Here is a 15,459-nt window from a genome sequence, read left to right as displayed (position 1 = left end):
CCAGGCATCCTTCCGCCCGAGGGCTGGAAGCCCGGCTTCGCGGCAGACAAGGAGGCCTGTCCGGCGGGCAGCGCGCGTCTGCTTGAAAAACATTGTGTTGCCCCTGCAAAGATCTAGTTTCTGCGAACGATTCGATGAAAACTTTTGCGGAACTCAATTTTCCCGGGCGGCTGATCGCAGTGGAAGGATTGGACGGATCCGGAAAATCGACGCAAATTTACCTGCTAAAACGCTGGTTGGAAGCCGAAGGGATTCGCGTTTATTTCAGCGAATGGAACTCCTCCGAACTCGTGAAGTCTGCCACGAGCAAAGGAAAAAAACGAGAACTGCTCACACCCACGACCTTCAGCCTCATCCACGCAACCGATTTCGCGGATCGCTATGAACGGCATCTGCTGCCGTTGCTGCGCGCAGGTTACGTGGTGCTTTGCGACCGCTACATTTTCACGGCGTTCGCGCGCGACGTGGTTCGGGGTTGCCCGCCGCAATGGGTGCGCGGAATGTATAATTTCGCCGCGCTTCCAGACATCACGTTCTTCTTCAAGGCCGACCTCGAAGTTTCATTGAATCGCATCCTGGAAGGCCGGCCGAAGCTCAAGTTCTTCGAGGCGGGAATGGATTTGCGGCTCTCAAGCGATCCCTATGAGAGCTTCCGGATATTTCAGGGGCGCATCCTCGAGCAATACCTGGCGATGAGCACGGAGTTCCAGTTCATTGTCATCGATGCCAATCAGCGCGTTGAGGCACAGCAGGGAATCGTGCGCCAATTACTGAGCGAACGCATCAAGCTCTCAGCCTTCAAGCGCAGGAGTCCATTGCCCTTGCCGCCGGCCCGGAAGGTTGGCCGGGTGGTGGACCTGGAGGATGAACCTGTCGAATGAAGCCGCGGAAAAGGCATCACATCGTCGTCCCGCCGGCAGGCCCGCGGAACTTTTATGGGCACGGCATTCCGGGCGTTGAGCTCGAAGAGCTTGTGGGCAAGCTGATCGTGGTCGAGGGAGCGGACGGTTCCGGGCGTTCGACACAGATTGCGCGGCTGGTCGAATGGCTGGAAACGACGGGACACGCGACGGTTCAGGTCGGATTGAAGCGGTCGACCCTCGTCAGCGAGGAACTGGAGCGCGCGCAGGGCGGGAATATTCTGAGCCGCACGACCCTTGGGTTGTTTTATGCGACCGATTTCGCTGATCAGCTCGAGAACATCATTCTGCCGGCGCTCAAGGCGGGATTCATTGTGCTCGCGGACCGTTACATCTACACGCTGATGGCCCGGGACATGGTGCGGGGAATGGATGAAACGTGGCTGAAAAACCTGTATGGAATCGCACTCGAACCCGACGCGGTTTTCTATCTTGAAGTGGATGCGGAGGAGCTGGTTCAGCGAAATCTTTCGAAGAACGCGACCCTGGATTATTGGGAAAGCGGCATGGACCTGGGATTATCGCGTGACCTCTTCGACAGCTTTGTACAGTATCAGACCGCAATGAAGGGCGCCTTTCGGCAGTTGCAAAAGACTTACGGCTTTACCATTGTGAACAGCAATCGTTCCGTGGATGCCGTTACCGGCGAGTTGCGGCGCAAGATAGGGCGGGTGTTGGCAGGCAGGTAGTTCAAGATGGGGCGGCGGGGTGAATCCCGTGTTCCCCATGACCGAAAAAAGTGTTCAGCGGTCGGCGCTTACGCCGATTCACTGAGCTGACCGCTCAGTCGTGGTCTCATGGACATATGCCGTCATCTGTTGCATCCGATTTCGTTGAAATAAGCGGTGACTGTGCCGGGGCTCGAACCCGGCGCGGCACCCTGCTGATTGTTGATGACGAGGAGGGTCCGCGCCAGTCGCTGCGTGTTATTTTCAAGGACGATTACCACATCCTGATGGCTGACAGCGGTTCGCAGGCAATTGAACTCGCGCAGGATAACACTGTCGACGTGGCTGTGCTCGATATTCGCATGACGGGAATGTCAGGCATTGAAACGCTGGAGCGATTGAAGGCGGTCAGTCCCGACGTCCAGGTCATTATGATGACGGCTTTCGAGACCACTGACACGATCCGCCAGGCCCTGCGCCTGCGCGCCTGTGACTACATCAACAAGCCTTTCGACTTGTCGACGGTCCGCGCGGCGGTCAGCCATGCGATGCAGCGGCGGACGCTCGAAAGCGAGATTCACGATAACGAGGAGAAGCTGCAGGGGTTGTTGATGGAACTGCAGAACCAGCGGATCGAAGAGCAGATTGCGAACACGCGCGGAGAAATTTACGCGAGCATTCTCCACGACATCAACGGCCCGCTCACGGTGATTTCCGGGTTCGTTCAACTCATGAACCAGCGGTTCAACGGGGCGTCGAATCTTGGGCGAGAGGACGTCGATTTCCTCAAGGAGCGCCTGAAGATCATCACCCGGCAGATCACCAACTGCATCGAGATTTCCCGCCGTTACCTGGGTTTCCTTCGCAAGCAATCCGACGAGGCGCCGCGCGTTGGAGTAAACCAGTTGCTCGCGGATCTCCAGCACCTGGTGAATGTCCACCCTGCCCTGCAGCAGAACACGTTCGTGATGCAACCGCTGGCCGAAGACATCGGGGTGAAGATCAACGGCACCGACCTGATCCAGGTGTTGCTGAATCTGATCATCAACGCGTTTCAATGCACGCCGATCGCGCATCATGTCGTCATCTCAGGAACTGTCCTTTATGAGCCGCTGGACCTGGCGGCATTCCGCGACGACGCCGAGAACCGCTTCATCAACGTGGAAGGTTTTGACAACGGCACGCCCGTGTTGCAGGTGTCGGTGAGCGATACCGGCCCGGGAATTCCAACGGAAGTTCTTCCGCGCATTTTCCAGCCCTTCTTCACAACCAAGGGCGCAAAACAGGGAACCGGCCTGGGGCTGAATATTGTCCAAAGACTCGTTCGCGAAGGCCGGGGAGCATTGCATGTTCGCACGCAGATCGGAAAAGGTACCACCTTCACGGTATATCTGCCCGGCGCAAGGTTGATGAAGTGAACGCCGGGATTGACAGCCAGCCGGCTCGAGCCGGACAGATTTCAGCTTCTCCGCAGACTGCGACACTGGTTGGATCGATGAAGAAACGGATACTCTTTGTTGAAGACAATCCCATCCTCCTGCAGATGTACCAGGCAATGCTGGAAGGAGATGCGCAATGGGACGTGAGCACCTCTGAGAGCGGCCACGACGCTCTCGCGCTGATGGAACGCTGCAGCTTCGACGTCGTGGTTTCGGACATGCGCATGCCGCGAATGTCGGGACTGGAACTCCTCACACACACGCGCGAACGTTTTCCCGGCACATCACGCATCGTGGTTTCCGGATTGAACGACCAGGAGGAGGTGGCGCGTTCGCTGGGTTCGACCCACCAATTTCTCGCAAAGCCGTTCGACCTTAAAGCGCTCAAGAATACCCTCGAGCGCATTCGAGGACTGGACGCATACCTGCAGAACGAAAAAATCCGCGCGCTCGTTGGAAGATTCCGTTCATTGCCCAGCTTCCCTTCGCTCTACGTGGAAGTCATGAAGGAACTGAACTCCGACAGTCCCTCCGTAGAAAACATTGCTGGTGTCATTGCTCGTGATCCGGGAATGACGGCCAAGATGCTGCAGATCGTAAACTCCGCGGCGATCGGTTTATCACGAAAGGTCGGAAGCCCTTTTGAAGCGGTGCAGTTCCTGGGCCTTGGAACCGTCCGTTCCCTGGTCCTGTCAGCTCACATCTTTTCCTGCTTCGAACGCACCAACCTCAAGGGCTTCTCCGTCAGCCAGTTGTGGGATCACGGCATGAAGTGCGGCCGCATCGCCTGCATGATCATGCAGTACGAGCAGGCCGACCCGTCCGACGTCGAGGATGCTTACATCGCCGGCATGCTGCATGACATTGGCAAACTGATGCTCGCCGACGGCACGCCGGAAGACTTTCAAAAGGCCCTCACAATCGCGGCAGAACGCAATCTTCCGCTGCACGAAGCGGAGTTGGAGGTCTTGGGCGCAACCCACGCAGGAGTCGCCGCATATCTTCTCGGACTCTGGGGCTTGCCTGCGTCGATTGTCGAAGCCGTCGCATTTCATCATCAGCCCACGGCAAGCGATTGCAGAACGCTGGGACCCTTGGGGGCAATTCATGTCGCGAACGTCCTGGAGCACGAACTTTCGCACACCTCGATTCCCGGACGCGGCGCGGAGCTCGACGTAAATTATCTCGCCGCAATCCGATGCGACAATCGCCTGGCCACCTGGCGGAACGAGGCCAGCATGCTCATCGGGTCGCGACATACGGACTGAGCCGTTCTCCTGAACGTCCAGCCCGCGTCACCATTTCAATTCCTGAAGCCGCCGGGCAACCTCTTCCGCGTTCGCGCGGCTGTTGAAGGCACTGATGCGGAAGTAACCTTCCCCCTTTGATCCGAATCCACTGCCAGGCGTGATCACCACGTTCGCCTTGTTGAGGATACGATCAAACGCTTCCCAGCTTGTGATTCCCTTGGGCGTTTGGACCCAGATATACGGCGCGTTGACGCCGCCGAAAACCTTCAGGCCGGCCTTCTTTGCACCGGTTCGCAATACTGCGGCGTTCCCGAGGTAATGCTCGATCAACGCTTTGACCTGCTCCTTGCCCTCAGGCGAATACAAGGCTTCTGCGGCACGCTGCACCACGTATGAAACGCCATTGAATTTGGTTGTCATCCGGCGCGACCAGAGCGGGTGAAGCGGCTTGAACTCACCCGAGCGTGTCTGTGCCAGCAGGGATTTCGGCACGACAGTAAAAGCGCAGCGCGTTCCTGTGAACCCGCCATTCTTCGAAAAACTGCGAAACTCAATGGCGCATTCCCGTCCGCCAGGAATCTCGTAAATCGAGTGCGGGATCGCGGGATCCGTGATGTAGGCCTCGTAAGCCGCGTCGAAGAGAATGATCGCCTTGTGATCCAGCGCATACTTCACCCAGGCTTCCAATTGCTCGCGCGTTGCGGCCGCTCCAGTCGGGTTGTTTGGAGAACAGAGGTAAATCACGTCGACGTGCCGTTTCGGCGGCGTGGGAATGAATCCGTTGGATGGCCGGCACGGCAGATAAACCAGCTTGCTGTACGCGCCCGCTTCGTTCGCTTCGCCTGTATGCCCCGCCATCACGTTCGTGTCGACATACACGGGGTAAACAGGATCGCTGATCGCGATGCGGTTGCGATGGCCCAGGATGTCGAGGATGTTTCCGCAATCGCACTTCGAGCCGTCACTGACAAAAATCTCATCGTCTGCCACGTCAAGGCCGCGATCCCGGAAGTCGTTCTGCGCTATCGCGCGGCGAAGCCATTCATAGCCCTGTTCCGGACCATAGCCCTTGAATGTGCCGCGGTTCGCCATTTCATCCACGGCCTTGTGCATGGAAGCGACAACAGCGGCCGGCAACGGTTCTGTCACGTCGCCAATCCCGCAGCGAATCAGCCGTGCTGCAGCCTCGGGGTTTGCATCGCAAAACGCTTTTACACGCCGCCCGATCTCAGGGAAGAGATAGCCGGCTTTAAGCTTCAAATAATTGTCATTCAGGTGCGCCATGAAAATCCTCTCAATCGGATTACGAACAAGCAACGGGCGGAGACCTTAGTGGAACAACTTTGATGGCGCAAGTGGGTGCAACCGTGGCGGGAATGATTGCGATTTAGCTGCTGTTCGTTAACGTTGCGAGGTGAAGCTCTCGCTCAAAAGCGATTACGCCGCGCGCGCCGTGTTCGGACTGGCGCGTCACGTGACGTCTGGGAACGCGGTGCGCATCGAGGATCTCGCAGGCGAACAACAAGTGCCTGCGAATTACCTCGTGCAAATCCTGATTGAACTGAAAGCGATGGGAATCGTCCGCAGCGTCCGCGGCAAGGAAGGGGGCTACCTGCTCGCGCGCCCGCCGGCCGAAATCTCGCTGGGTGACGTTCTCAGGGCCGTACATGGCGAAGTCTTCGACACTCCCGCTCTTTCCGATCCCCAATGCCCTCTCGAGCTTGCAGGAGCCTGGCGGCAGCTGAAAACCGACGCCACCGCGGCAGCCGATCGCATCACGTTTCAATACCTGCTCGATCAGGCAAATGAGAAAGACAAAATGTATTATATTTGAGGGCGGGTAGGTCTTTACCCCATGTCTGCATCCGGGTCGGCGGTTTCTCATTTCGCCCTTATCAGCCGTGAATCGTGCGCCCACAGAACGCTCTGGCCCTGAGGCAGATGCAGCTCTGGAGAGATCTGTTCTCCACGTTTCGCCGCAGCTCGAAACGGTCGCCGATGCGCCGACGGCAGCCCCGCGCGAGGGCTTTCTCGCACTGGATAACGCCTGGCGGGTCCAGTCAATGACCGCATCCGCGGCGGACCTTCTCTCCTGCAAACCAGGCGACATCGCAGGACAGCTGGTTTGGGACGCATTACCGGATCTCTTCGGCGGCGGCATGAAATCCGAATTGTGCGCGGCGATGGAGCAATCCGGGACCGCAGAATGGGAGTATTTCGAAAGCCAGGGAAACCGATGGTTGAAACTCTCGGCCGCGCCGTTCGTCCCAAGCGGCTACATCGTCACGCTGAGCGTCATCACACCCGAAACGGCCGCGTCCGGCCCCTTTGCCCGGGTGCGGTCCCAGTTGGAACGCCAGGTTGCAGACCTGCGCCAGCTGCATGAAATCAGCGCGCGCCTGGCTGCACCCCTGAAACTGCATGCCGCATTGCGCGAAATTCTGCGCGCGGCGCTTGAGATTCACCACGCGACGATGGGCATTCTGTCCTTGTCCGACGCTGATGGAAAAGGTCTGCGTGTTGCAGTGGCGGAAGGATTCGATTCCAGTTTTCTCAAGCTGAGCGAAGTGGTCACACCCGGCAGCTGCACCTGCGGCCTTGCTTTCCTTCGCCGCGAACGCGTGATCATCGAAGATGTCGAAACACATCCAGCGATGGAATTTCACAGGGACGCGGCTCGCGCCGCCGGATTCCGCGCGGCGCACAGCACACCGTTGATCACCTGCGAGGATCGGCTTATCGGAGTTCTTTCGATCCAGTTTCCCAAGCCACACCGGCCGTCAGAACGGGACGAACGGATGATGGATCTGCTCGCGCGGCAGGCGGCTGACGTCATCGAGAGCATCCGCCTCCGGGAAACCGCGGAGCGCGAGGCTGCAGAACGGTTGAAAGCGCAACAGGCTTTGCGGCTCAGCGAAGAGCGCTTTCGTCTCGCGGCCCACTCAGAATCGGTGACGCTTTACGAGCAGGACAGGAACCTGCGTTATGTGTGGCTTTATCCATCGCATCCAGAACATGCGGGAGCCCTCGGCAAAACCGATCTCGAATTATTGCCGGGACCCGAAGGCCAGGCGTTGATGGCGTTGAAGCGGGAGGCGCTGGAGAGCGGCGCTGCGCGGCGGCTGGAGGTCGGCACGAGCCTGCCGGGCGGGAAAAAATTCTATGACGTGTTTGTTTCGCCCCGGCGCAATGCGCAGGGCGAAATACTTGGCGTTTCAGGCGTGGCACTCGATGTCACCGCATCCAAGCAGACGGAATTGCAGCAGCGCGCCTTGTATGAATTGGTAGCGGCCGTCAACCGGGCGAGTGCAATGCCGGAAATTCACGAGGCCGCGCTTGATGCGATCTGCCGCTGCCACCATGCGGATCGCGCTTCCATTCTTCTATACGACGAGCAGGGCCTGATGCGCTTCCGTGCGTGGCGTGGATTGTCCGAAACCTATCGCCGCGCGGCCGAAGGCCACTCCCCGTGGGCGGCCGGCGACCCGGATCCGGAGGTACTGTGGATCAACAACATTGCGGAGGCGAACCTGGCGCCTGAACTGCGGGAAGCGGCGGAACGGGAAGGAATCAAGGCGCTGGCTTTCGTTCCCATCACGAACCAAAAGCAGCTGCTGGGCAAATTCATGATTTATTACACGTCGACGCACTTCTTCACTGCTGACGAGGTGCGTCCGGCGCAGACGATTGCCAGCCAGATTGCGTTCGCATTGCAGAGGCAAAAAAGCGGGCAGGCGCTGGAACGGCTCGTGGACGAGCGCACGGCTTCCCTGCGCGAAGCGATCGCGCAGATGGAGGAATTCTCCTATAGCGTCTCACATGACCTGCGGGCGCCAGTGCGCGCCATGCAGGGCTACGCCCGTGCCGTGCTCGAGGATCACGGCGCCCAATTGGACGATTCCGGGCGCGATTACCTGGAGCGGATCGTGCGCAGCGGTGCGCGCATGGATCGGCTCATCCAGGATATCCTCATCTACAGCAGGTTGAGCCGCCGTGAAATTCAGCTGCAACCCGTATCGTTGAGCAAGCTGCTGCGCGAAATCCTGCTGCAATATCCGCAGATGCAGGCCCCGCAGGCAGAAATTGAGTTGGTTGAACCTCTGCACGACGTCCTGGCCCACGAACCTTCGCTGTCACAGGCCGTATCCAATCTGCTGAGCAACGCGGTGAAGTTCGTATTGCCGGGTCAGACCGCACGAGTCCGACTCGCCGCGGAGCGGCGCGGGGAATGGGTGCGATTTTGGGTTGAAGATAACGGCATCGGCATTCGTCCCGAATATCAGCATCGGCTGTTCGGAATGTTTGAAAGAATCCATCCTGAGCGCAAATACGAGGGCACGGGAATCGGCCTCGCGATTGTGCGCAAAGCGGTCGAACGCATGGGCGGACGGGTGGGCGTGGTTTCGGATGGCACCACGGGAAGCCGCTTCTGGCTGGAGTTGCCGGGAGCCAGCACACCCGCTCCGGCGCCTTGAAATCGTGTATTCAGAAAAGAACGGCAGTCCGCGCCCGATGGCGAGCGGGCGGCGACGGTGAGGATTTATGACAGATCAGACGCGAACTCTGCTATTGGTCGAAGACAGCGAAGACGATGTTTTTCTCATGCGCCGGGCATTGAGAAAGGCAAACATTCAACTCCCTTTGCACGTGGTCATGGATGGGCAGGAGGCGCTGGACTACCTCGGCGGGGTCGGCAAGTTTAAGGACCGTTCCCAGTTTCCCATTCCGTTGCTTGTCTTTCTGGACCTGAAGCTTCCCTACGTGCACGGGTTTGAAGTGCTGCAGTGGATTCGCCAGCACGAAACGCTCTCCACCCTCCCCGTTGTCGTGCTCACGTCTTCTCCAGAAGAGCGGGATCGTCAACAAGCTCATCAACTCGGCGCAAAGGCTTACTACGTCAAACCGCCACAGGGGGAGGCGCTCGTGCAGGCTGTGGATGCGGCAATGGAATCGAAGTCGCCCGACATTGCAGCGCCCAGCCCCTGACCGAACATTCGTTTCGTTGCAGATCGCGTTGGGCTAGCCGCTTGCCGCCGCGCGATTTCCCGCTACCAGATTGCGCAGGTGTTCAGGATCGGCCGTCGGGGCCTGGCACGTCATTCCACTGCAAAGGTAGGCCAGCGGTTTCGGTTCTCCCTTCAGCGTTTGGGCAAACGCATCCACCGAACCCCGATTTCCCATGACGATCCTATTCGGCTGGTACACGCCATGTGCCGCACGGATCAAGTCCATCGCATGCCGATCCTTCGAATCACCGGCGATGACAATGCGCACGGGCTCCTGCCAGCTGAAATCGACGGCATGCAGCATGTAGGTAAGGGCTTGTGGAGAATGTTCTAATCGCGCGGCAAACAATTGCAGGCTCTTGCGCGCGGCAGCCGTGAACTCATCGCGCTCACAAATCGCGCCCAGCTTCAATAACGCAAGAATCGCCACCGAATTTCCTGACGGTTCCGCGCCGTCATACGCCTCCTTCACCCGCAGGATCAAATCCGTGGACTCCGCCGCGCTCTGCCAGAATCCGCCAGCATCGCTGTCGTAAAAACGTTTCAACAAGGATTCCGCGAGTTGAACCGCAAACTCCAGCACGGCAGGATCAATCGTGGCTTCATACAGGTCGATCACGCCCTGCAGAAGAAACGCGTAGGCTTCAAGCAGTTGAACCTGGTCGCGTTCGCCCTCGCGCCAGCGATGAAACAACGTTTGCGAATCAGCATCCCATAGCGCGGATCGAATGAATGCAAGGTTCCGCTCGGCCGTCTCGCGAAAGGGTTGATCTCCAAGAACTGCATACGCTCTCGCGAAGGCGCCTAACATCAGTCCATTCCATGAGGCCAGAACCTTGTCGTCCAAATGCGGGCGAATGCGCCGGCTGCGGGCCTCGATCATCTTTGCCCGTGCCGATTCAAGCAGAGGAGCATCCGCTGGTGCGACTGGATTCGCGATGCTCAGCACGTTCTGATTGGCCAATGGCGCGGGATGACTGTGATCGACGAAGTTGCCGCCTTCCGTGATGCCGAAGTGGCGGGCCGTAACATTGAACTCCTCGGGCGTCAGGAGACCGGCCAGCTCCGAGCGCGTCCAACAATAGAACTTTCCCTCGTGTCCTTCCGAGTCCGCATCCTCCGCCGAATAGAAGCCTCCATCCGGGTGCGTCATGTCGCGTTGCACGTACGCGAGGACATCGCGCGCCACTTTCGCATGAAGGGGATTGTCGCTCGCCAAATATGCGTCGAGGTAGAGCGAGACCAGTTGCGCATTGTCATAAAGCATCTTTTCGAAATGAGGCACGAGCCATTCCGCGTCGACGGCATACCTCGAAAAGCCGCCGCCCAGTTGATCGTTAATGCCTCCCGCGGCCATGCGTTCACACGTGTGCAGGACCATCTGTGTTGCTTCCTTGTCGTCAAATCGCGCCGCGTAACGCAGCAGCAATGCCGGATGGCTCGGTTGCGGAAATTTGGGCGCGCCCCCGAAACCTCCGTGACGCGGGTCGTAATGCTCCTTCAACAATGCTCCCGCCTTTCGAAGCAGATCGCGGTTCACCGGGGCTTCGGCCTCGCCCCTTTCAACCGCCATCATTCCTGCAAGCCGCGAATGCATTTCCGCCGCGGACTCGAGAAGATCTTCACGGCGGTTTTGCCAGAGCTGGTGAATGTGCTGGAGCAACGTCAGGAAACCCGGCCTGCCGTATCGGTTGTCGGGTGGAAAATAGGTCCCGCCAAAGAACGGCTGCCGATTTGGCGTCAGGAAAACACTCATGGGCCAGCCACCCGAGCCAGTGGTCGCCTGCACAAACGTCATGTAGATCTTGTCAACATCCGGCCGCTCCTCGCGATCCACCTTGATGCTCACGAAATGCTCGTTCAGCCAGGCGCCCACCTTTTCGTCTTCAAACGATTCCCGTTCCATGACATGGCACCAATGGCAGGTTGAATAACCAATGCTGAGAAAGATCGGCTTGTTCTCCGCACGCGCCTTTTCAAAAGCAATGTCGCTCCACGGATGCCAATCCACGGGATTGTGCGCGTGCTGGAGCAGGTAGGGGGATTTTTCTCGGGCCAAACGATTCGTGTGCGCGTGGCCGGTTGTGCTGCTGGTTGCCATGGGTGCGTCACGTTAACCCCAACGGGCGCGCCTCGCAAAGAATTGACGCTCCTACACAATCTTGAGCTTCGGAAGGTCCTGCGAATCCACCATCCCGACCGGCTCATGCTTCGCGTTGACCACAATGAGATCGTCGATGTTCCTTTCGTCAAAAATCTTGAGCGCTTCAACCGCGAGCGCCTCGTCGCGAATCGCAATCGGTCTCGGCGTCATGACGGACTTGAGGCGGCGCGAAAGCAGGTCATCATCCGCCGACATCCACCGCCGGAAATCGCCGTCGGTAAACACGCCAACCAATCGTCCGCGCCCATTGATCACTGACAAGCTCCCTGATTTCGCGCGGGTCATGACGAGCAGCGCCTCTTTTACGGTGAGATCCTCGCGCGCCACCGCGTTGCGCTCACCCTTTCGCATGATGTCGCCCACGCGCAGCAGCATGGCGCGTCCGATGGCTCCGCTCGGATGATACCGTGCGAAGTCAGCTTTCTTGAACCCGCGCGCCTGAAGGACTGCCATGGCAAGTGCATCACCCATGACGAGCATTGCGGTGGTGCTGGAAGTCGGCGCGAGATTGAACGGGCATGCTTCCTTCGGCACACGCACGTTCAGCACGATGTCGCTGTGCATTGCGAGGGCAGACTTCGCATTGCCTGTCATGGAAATGACACGGACTGAAAACCGCTTCAGGGCCGGGAGCAGGTTTAACAATTCCTCCGACTCGCCCGAATAGCTCAGGCCCAGGATGACGTCGCCGTCATTCACAATCCCGACGTCGCCGTGCAGGGCGTCAACGCTGTTGAGCACGACGGAAGTGGATCCAGTGCTCGTCAGGGTGGCGGCGATTTTGCCTCCCACGTTGCCCGATTTGCCAATGCCCACGATGACAACTTTGCTGCGATTGGCGAGCGCGGCGACAATGCAGTCCACGGCCTGGTCAAATTGCGAGTCGAGCTGCGCCCGCACGGCTTTGATCGCAGCGAGCTCGATGTCGAAAACCGTGCGGGCGCGGGCGAGATGGCTCATGGCGAGTCAGTCGGAATTCGGATATGACCCAAGAACTTTGACAAAGCTGCACTCCGCTTCCAGCGCTGTGATGGCCCCAGCGACTTTGCGATCCTGCTGATGGCCATCGCAGTCGATGAAGAAGAAGTATTCCCAGGCCTTGCGCTTGCTCGGCCGCGATTCGATTTTGGTGAGATTGATTTTGTTTCGCCGAAATGCCGCGAGTGCATGATGCAATGCCCCAACCTTGTGGCTGACGCTGACCATGAGGCTCGTGCGATCGCTGCCAGTCGGCGGGCTGCAGCGACGCCCGAGAACGAGAAAGCGCGTGGCGTTGGCAGCGTTATCCTGGATGTCCTGCTCCAAAACGTTCAAACCATATTTTTCCGCTGCAAGAATTCCGCCCACAGCGGCTGCACCTTTTTCCTTCGCGGCGAGTTCGGCCGAGCGGGCGTTCGAGGAGGTCTCGATGATTTCAACCTGCGGCAGGTGGTTTTGAATCCAGCCGCGGCATTGGGCCAGTGATTGCGGATGACAATACAGTTTCCGCAACTGTGACCGCGGAGAATTGCTCATCAGGCACTGCTGAACGGGAAGGATGATTTGCGCCACAATCTTGAGATCGCTGTCGACGAACATGTCGAGCGTGTGGGTGACGACCCCCTCCGTGGAATTTTCGACAGGCACCACGCCGTAATCCGCGCGGTTCTTGCTCACCTCTGAAAAGACATCAGCAATCGTCTTCTGCGCCGCATAGCGCAGGCTGGACCCGAAGCGCCGGATCGCGGCTTGATGTGTGAACGTGGCTTCCGGCCCGAGATACGAGATCGTCAGGGATTTCTCCAAGGACAACGCGCTCGACATCACCTCGCGATACACGGCCCGCAGCGAATCATCGGTCATCGGACCCTCATTCAGTTTGCAGATCCGCTGAAGCACTGCGCGCTCTCGGTGCGGGGCATAGATCTCCTCGCCTGCTTTGAGCTTGATTTCGCCAATTGCCAGCACGTGCCGCGTGCGTTCGTTCAGCAACTTGACGATCTGCGCATCCAGAAGGTCGATGGCCTTGCGATGGTCGGAAATATTCACAGCCGGGGCAGAATGGAGAAACCGCCTCGAAGAATCAATCCGCAGTGGGTTTATCCGTCGCGGGGGAGCTTTCAGTCGCCTCAGGTAAGGTTTCCACGACAACCGATTGTTCAGCGGACTTCAACGGTTCAGGCGGAACTGTCGCCAGCCCAGGGTCCGCCGTCAATGGGGCGGCCGGCTTTTCAATGACAATGCGCCGCAACTCCTCGGCTGCAGGCAGGTCGTCCAGGCTTCGCAATCCAAAATACTCCAGGAACACCGCCGTGGTGCCGTAAAGCGCTGGACGCCCCACCGCCTCAGCCCTGCCGGTTTGCTCGACCAACCCGCGCTCAATCAAGGTTTGCATTGTGCCGTCCACACTTACGCCGCGAATCTGCTCCACTTCCGCGCGGGTGATCGGCTGCCGGTAGGCAATGATCGCCATCGTCTCAAGCGCGGCCTGGGAGAGTCGAGGAGGGCGTGCCTTTACCCCGACCAACGCCTTCAGCCACGGCGCATAATCCGGCAGCGTTACGAACTGCCAGGATCCCGCGATGCATGCAAGACGATAGCTTCTAGCCGCCGCGTCGTGGTCCCTCGCCAGTTCCTCGAGCGTGGCAATCATTTCTGGTTCCCTGACTTTCTTGAATGCGGCGGCGCGCGCATCGCCTTCCGCGTGTTCCACGGCACCTGCCAGGGCGTCCCGGATTTCCTTCAGGCTGAGTGGCTTTTGGGCGGAAAAGAGCAATGCTTCCAGGATGAACTTGAGTTCGGCCGGAAGAACCGCGGGGGAGCTCTCCGCCTCTGGCTGGGGTATTTCGTTATCCATTGTGTTCGAATGAAGCCGGCCCGCTGTCAGGCAGGGCGGACGAATCGTTGGACGGGGGTTCCTGCTGGGCCGGGGGTGCGGCGGCCTCGGCCGGCTGCGGTTCCGGTGCACGCCGGACAATTTCGATCTCGCCGAAGTTCTCCGCCTGTTCGCAAACCAGCTGCTTGAGCCGAATGAGCTCCAGCAGCGCCAGGAAGGTGCAGATCACCTCGGGTCGTGTGCTGGCATCGGCAAACAATTCCGAGAAGCGCAGCCGCGGCCGGGACGCGATCATGCCGAGCACATGCTCGATTTTCTCGCTGACGCTCCACTTGTCCTCGTAGATGTCGCGCGCGTCATCTTTTTTTGAAATTCGCTGGAGGACGGAATTGACCGCGTTAACGAGGTCAAAGATCGAAACCTCGGGTTTGCCGCGCGCGGGTTCAGGCTCAAACTCAATCTTTCCGGGCCGCCGCGGAAACACGTTTTCCTGCCGGCTTTCGAGTGTCTGAAGTTGCGCCGCGGCATCTTTAAACTTTTTGTATTCAACGAGCTGCCGAATCAATTCCCATCGCGGATCCTCTCCCTCGTCCTCGCCCTCAGTCTGCACCTGTTGTTCCACCGGGAGCAGCTCCTTGCTCTTGATGTACATCAGTGTCGCGGCCATCACCAGGAACTCGCCCGCAACATCGAGGTCGAGCATGCGCATCGTGTCGATGTACTCGATGAACTGGGTGGCAAGGCGCGTGAGGTTGACCTCATAGATGTCGACCTCCTCCTTTCGAATGAGATAGAGGAGCAAATCCAGCGGGCCTTCAAAGACCTCGAATTTGACTTTGTATTCGGACATCGGAACCGCGCATCGGCCGCGGAGTGAAAGATCGTAAGCGCGCAAAATCGGGTTGGCAATGGCAGACCCTTGCCCGCAAGGATTCCGGAAGGTAGGAGGGACTACGGGAAATGGGAGTGCGGTCATTTTTTAAAAGCGGCGCGTGTCTTGTTTTGAGGAGGCACCTCAAGGCGACTGAAGACACCCCACCCGTGAGCGTTCAGATGAGGGTTTGATTAGGGCGATTTCAAAGAGCGGCCCACCATCGACCGGACGGTGGGTAAATTGAGAGTCAACCGCTCCACAGAGGCGTCAATTGGCCGGGATACTCCAGGCTGCGGTCAAGGCGCAGTGCCAACTCCTGCAGA

General features: G+C 58.7%; 13 protein-coding genes. 7 read left to right on the top strand and 6 right to left on the bottom strand.

Going from position 1 to position 15,459, the window contains the following annotated elements:
• Nucleotides 1–134: 134 nt before the first annotated feature.
• From VEH04_09060 to VEH04_09045, 4 genes are all read left to right on the top strand, one after another.
• The gene (locus VEH04_09060; protein HYG22918.1) at nt 135–881 is read left to right on the top strand and encodes a thymidylate kinase; all 747 of its coding nucleotides are present in this window, start codon (nt 135–137) and stop codon (nt 879–881) included.
• Entirely contained in the window at nt 878–1,609 is a 732-nt protein-coding gene (gene tmk / locus VEH04_09055) for a dTMP kinase (protein ID HYG22917.1), read from the top strand. Before VEH04_09060 ends, tmk begins: the two co-directional genes overlap by 4 nt.
• Nucleotides 1,610–1,725: 116 nt before the next feature.
• Nucleotides 1,726–3,006: a response regulator gene (locus tag VEH04_09050; GenBank protein ID HYG22916.1), complete on the top strand. Its 1,281-nt coding sequence runs from the start codon at nt 1,726–1,728 to the stop codon at nt 3,004–3,006.
• A 77-nt stretch (nt 3,007–3,083) separates the two neighbouring features.
• On the top strand, nt 3,084–4,295 hold the full coding sequence (locus VEH04_09045) for a response regulator (protein ID HYG22915.1): 1,212 nt from the start codon (nt 3,084–3,086) through the stop codon (nt 4,293–4,295).
• Between the two features lie 27 nt (nt 4,296–4,322).
• Here the strand turns inward: VEH04_09045 and VEH04_09040 are convergent, their stop codons facing one another.
• Nucleotides 4,323–5,561: an LL-diaminopimelate aminotransferase gene (locus VEH04_09040; GenBank protein ID HYG22914.1), complete on the bottom strand. Its 1,239-nt coding sequence runs from the start codon at nt 5,559–5,561 to the stop codon at nt 4,323–4,325.
• Between the two features lie 130 nt (nt 5,562–5,691).
• Between VEH04_09040 and VEH04_09035 the strand changes: the two genes are divergently transcribed.
• The 3 genes from VEH04_09035 to VEH04_09025 all read left to right on the top strand — a co-directional run bounded on the left by VEH04_09035 (nt 5,692) and on the right by VEH04_09025 (nt 9,263).
• On the top strand, nt 5,692–6,111 hold the full coding sequence (locus VEH04_09035; protein HYG22913.1) for an Rrf2 family transcriptional regulator: 420 nt from the start codon (nt 5,692–5,694) through the stop codon (nt 6,109–6,111).
• Nucleotides 6,112–6,178: 67 nt separating this feature from the next.
• Nucleotides 6,179–8,752 (top strand): GAF domain-containing protein, encoded by a 2,574-nt coding sequence (locus tag VEH04_09030; protein HYG22912.1) that lies wholly within the window; start codon nt 6,179–6,181, stop codon nt 8,750–8,752.
• Nucleotides 8,753–8,819: 67 nt separating this feature from the next.
• A complete protein-coding gene (locus tag VEH04_09025) occupies nt 8,820–9,263 on the top strand; it encodes a response regulator (protein HYG22911.1) in 444 nt (147 codons plus the stop codon).
• Nucleotides 9,264–9,296: 33 nt separating this feature from the next.
• On the opposite strand, the gene VEH04_09020 is transcribed toward VEH04_09025, so the two are convergent.
• Genes VEH04_09020 through VEH04_09000 form a run of 5 tightly spaced genes read right to left on the bottom strand, consistent with a single transcriptional unit; the run spans nt 9,297 to nt 15,112 of the window.
• Nucleotides 9,297–11,384 carry a thioredoxin domain-containing protein gene (locus VEH04_09020; GenBank protein HYG22910.1) on the bottom strand — a complete coding sequence of 696 codons (2,088 nt, stop codon included), beginning with the start codon at nt 11,382–11,384 and terminating at the stop codon, nt 9,297–9,299.
• Between the two features lie 51 nt (nt 11,385–11,435).
• Nucleotides 11,436–12,407, bottom strand: coding sequence for a KpsF/GutQ family sugar-phosphate isomerase (locus VEH04_09015; protein HYG22909.1), 972 nt, complete (start codon nt 12,405–12,407; stop codon nt 11,436–11,438).
• A 6-nt stretch (nt 12,408–12,413) separates the two neighbouring features.
• Nucleotides 12,414–13,475 carry a prephenate dehydratase gene (pheA, locus tag VEH04_09010; GenBank protein HYG22908.1) on the bottom strand — a complete coding sequence of 354 codons (1,062 nt, stop codon included), beginning with the start codon at nt 13,473–13,475 and terminating at the stop codon, nt 12,414–12,416.
• 34 nt (nt 13,476–13,509) lie between these two features.
• Entirely contained in the window at nt 13,510–14,283 is a 774-nt protein-coding gene (gene scpB / locus VEH04_09005; GenBank protein HYG22907.1) for an SMC-Scp complex subunit ScpB, read from the bottom strand.
• On the bottom strand, nt 14,276–15,112 hold the full coding sequence (locus VEH04_09000) for a segregation/condensation protein A (protein ID HYG22906.1): 837 nt from the start codon (nt 15,110–15,112) through the stop codon (nt 14,276–14,278). The genes scpB and VEH04_09000 overlap by 8 nt, the downstream gene beginning before the upstream one ends.
• Nucleotides 15,113–15,459 lie beyond the last annotated feature (347 nt).

The organism is Verrucomicrobiia bacterium, assembly GCA_035629175.1.
In the GTDB taxonomy this organism is placed as follows: Bacteria; Verrucomicrobiota; Verrucomicrobiia; order Limisphaerales; family DASXHY01; genus DASXHY01.
Note: the sequence above shows the minus strand (reverse complement) of the source record. Positions and strands in the feature narration are given on the sequence as shown.

Bases quoted from the DNA above. Each gene is read 5' to 3' on its own strand.
- tmk (HYG22917.1), top strand. From the start codon at position 878: ATGAAGCCGCGGAAAAGGCATCACATCGTCGTCCCGCCGGCAGGCCCG.
- VEH04_09000 (HYG22906.1), bottom strand. From the start codon at position 15,112: ATGTCCGAATACAAAGTCAAATTCGAGGTCTTTGAAGGCCCGCTGGAT.
- VEH04_09060 (HYG22918.1), top strand. From the start codon at position 135: ATGAAAACTTTTGCGGAACTCAATTTTCCCGGGCGGCTGATCGCAGTG.
- scpB (HYG22907.1), bottom strand. From the start codon at position 14,283: ATGGATAACGAAATACCCCAGCCAGAGGCGGAGAGCTCCCCCGCGGTT.
- VEH04_09015 (HYG22909.1), bottom strand. From the start codon at position 12,407: ATGAGCCATCTCGCCCGCGCCCGCACGGTTTTCGACATCGAGCTCGCT.
- VEH04_09025 (HYG22911.1), top strand. From the start codon at position 8,820: ATGACAGATCAGACGCGAACTCTGCTATTGGTCGAAGACAGCGAAGAC.
- VEH04_09050 (HYG22916.1), top strand. From the start codon at position 1,726: ATGCCGTCATCTGTTGCATCCGATTTCGTTGAAATAAGCGGTGACTGT.
- VEH04_09040 (HYG22914.1), bottom strand. From the start codon at position 5,561: ATGGCGCACCTGAATGACAATTATTTGAAGCTTAAAGCCGGCTATCTC.
- VEH04_09045 (HYG22915.1), top strand. From the start codon at position 3,084: ATGAAGAAACGGATACTCTTTGTTGAAGACAATCCCATCCTCCTGCAG.
- VEH04_09020 (HYG22910.1), bottom strand. From the start codon at position 11,384: ATGGCAACCAGCAGCACAACCGGCCACGCGCACACGAATCGTTTGGCC.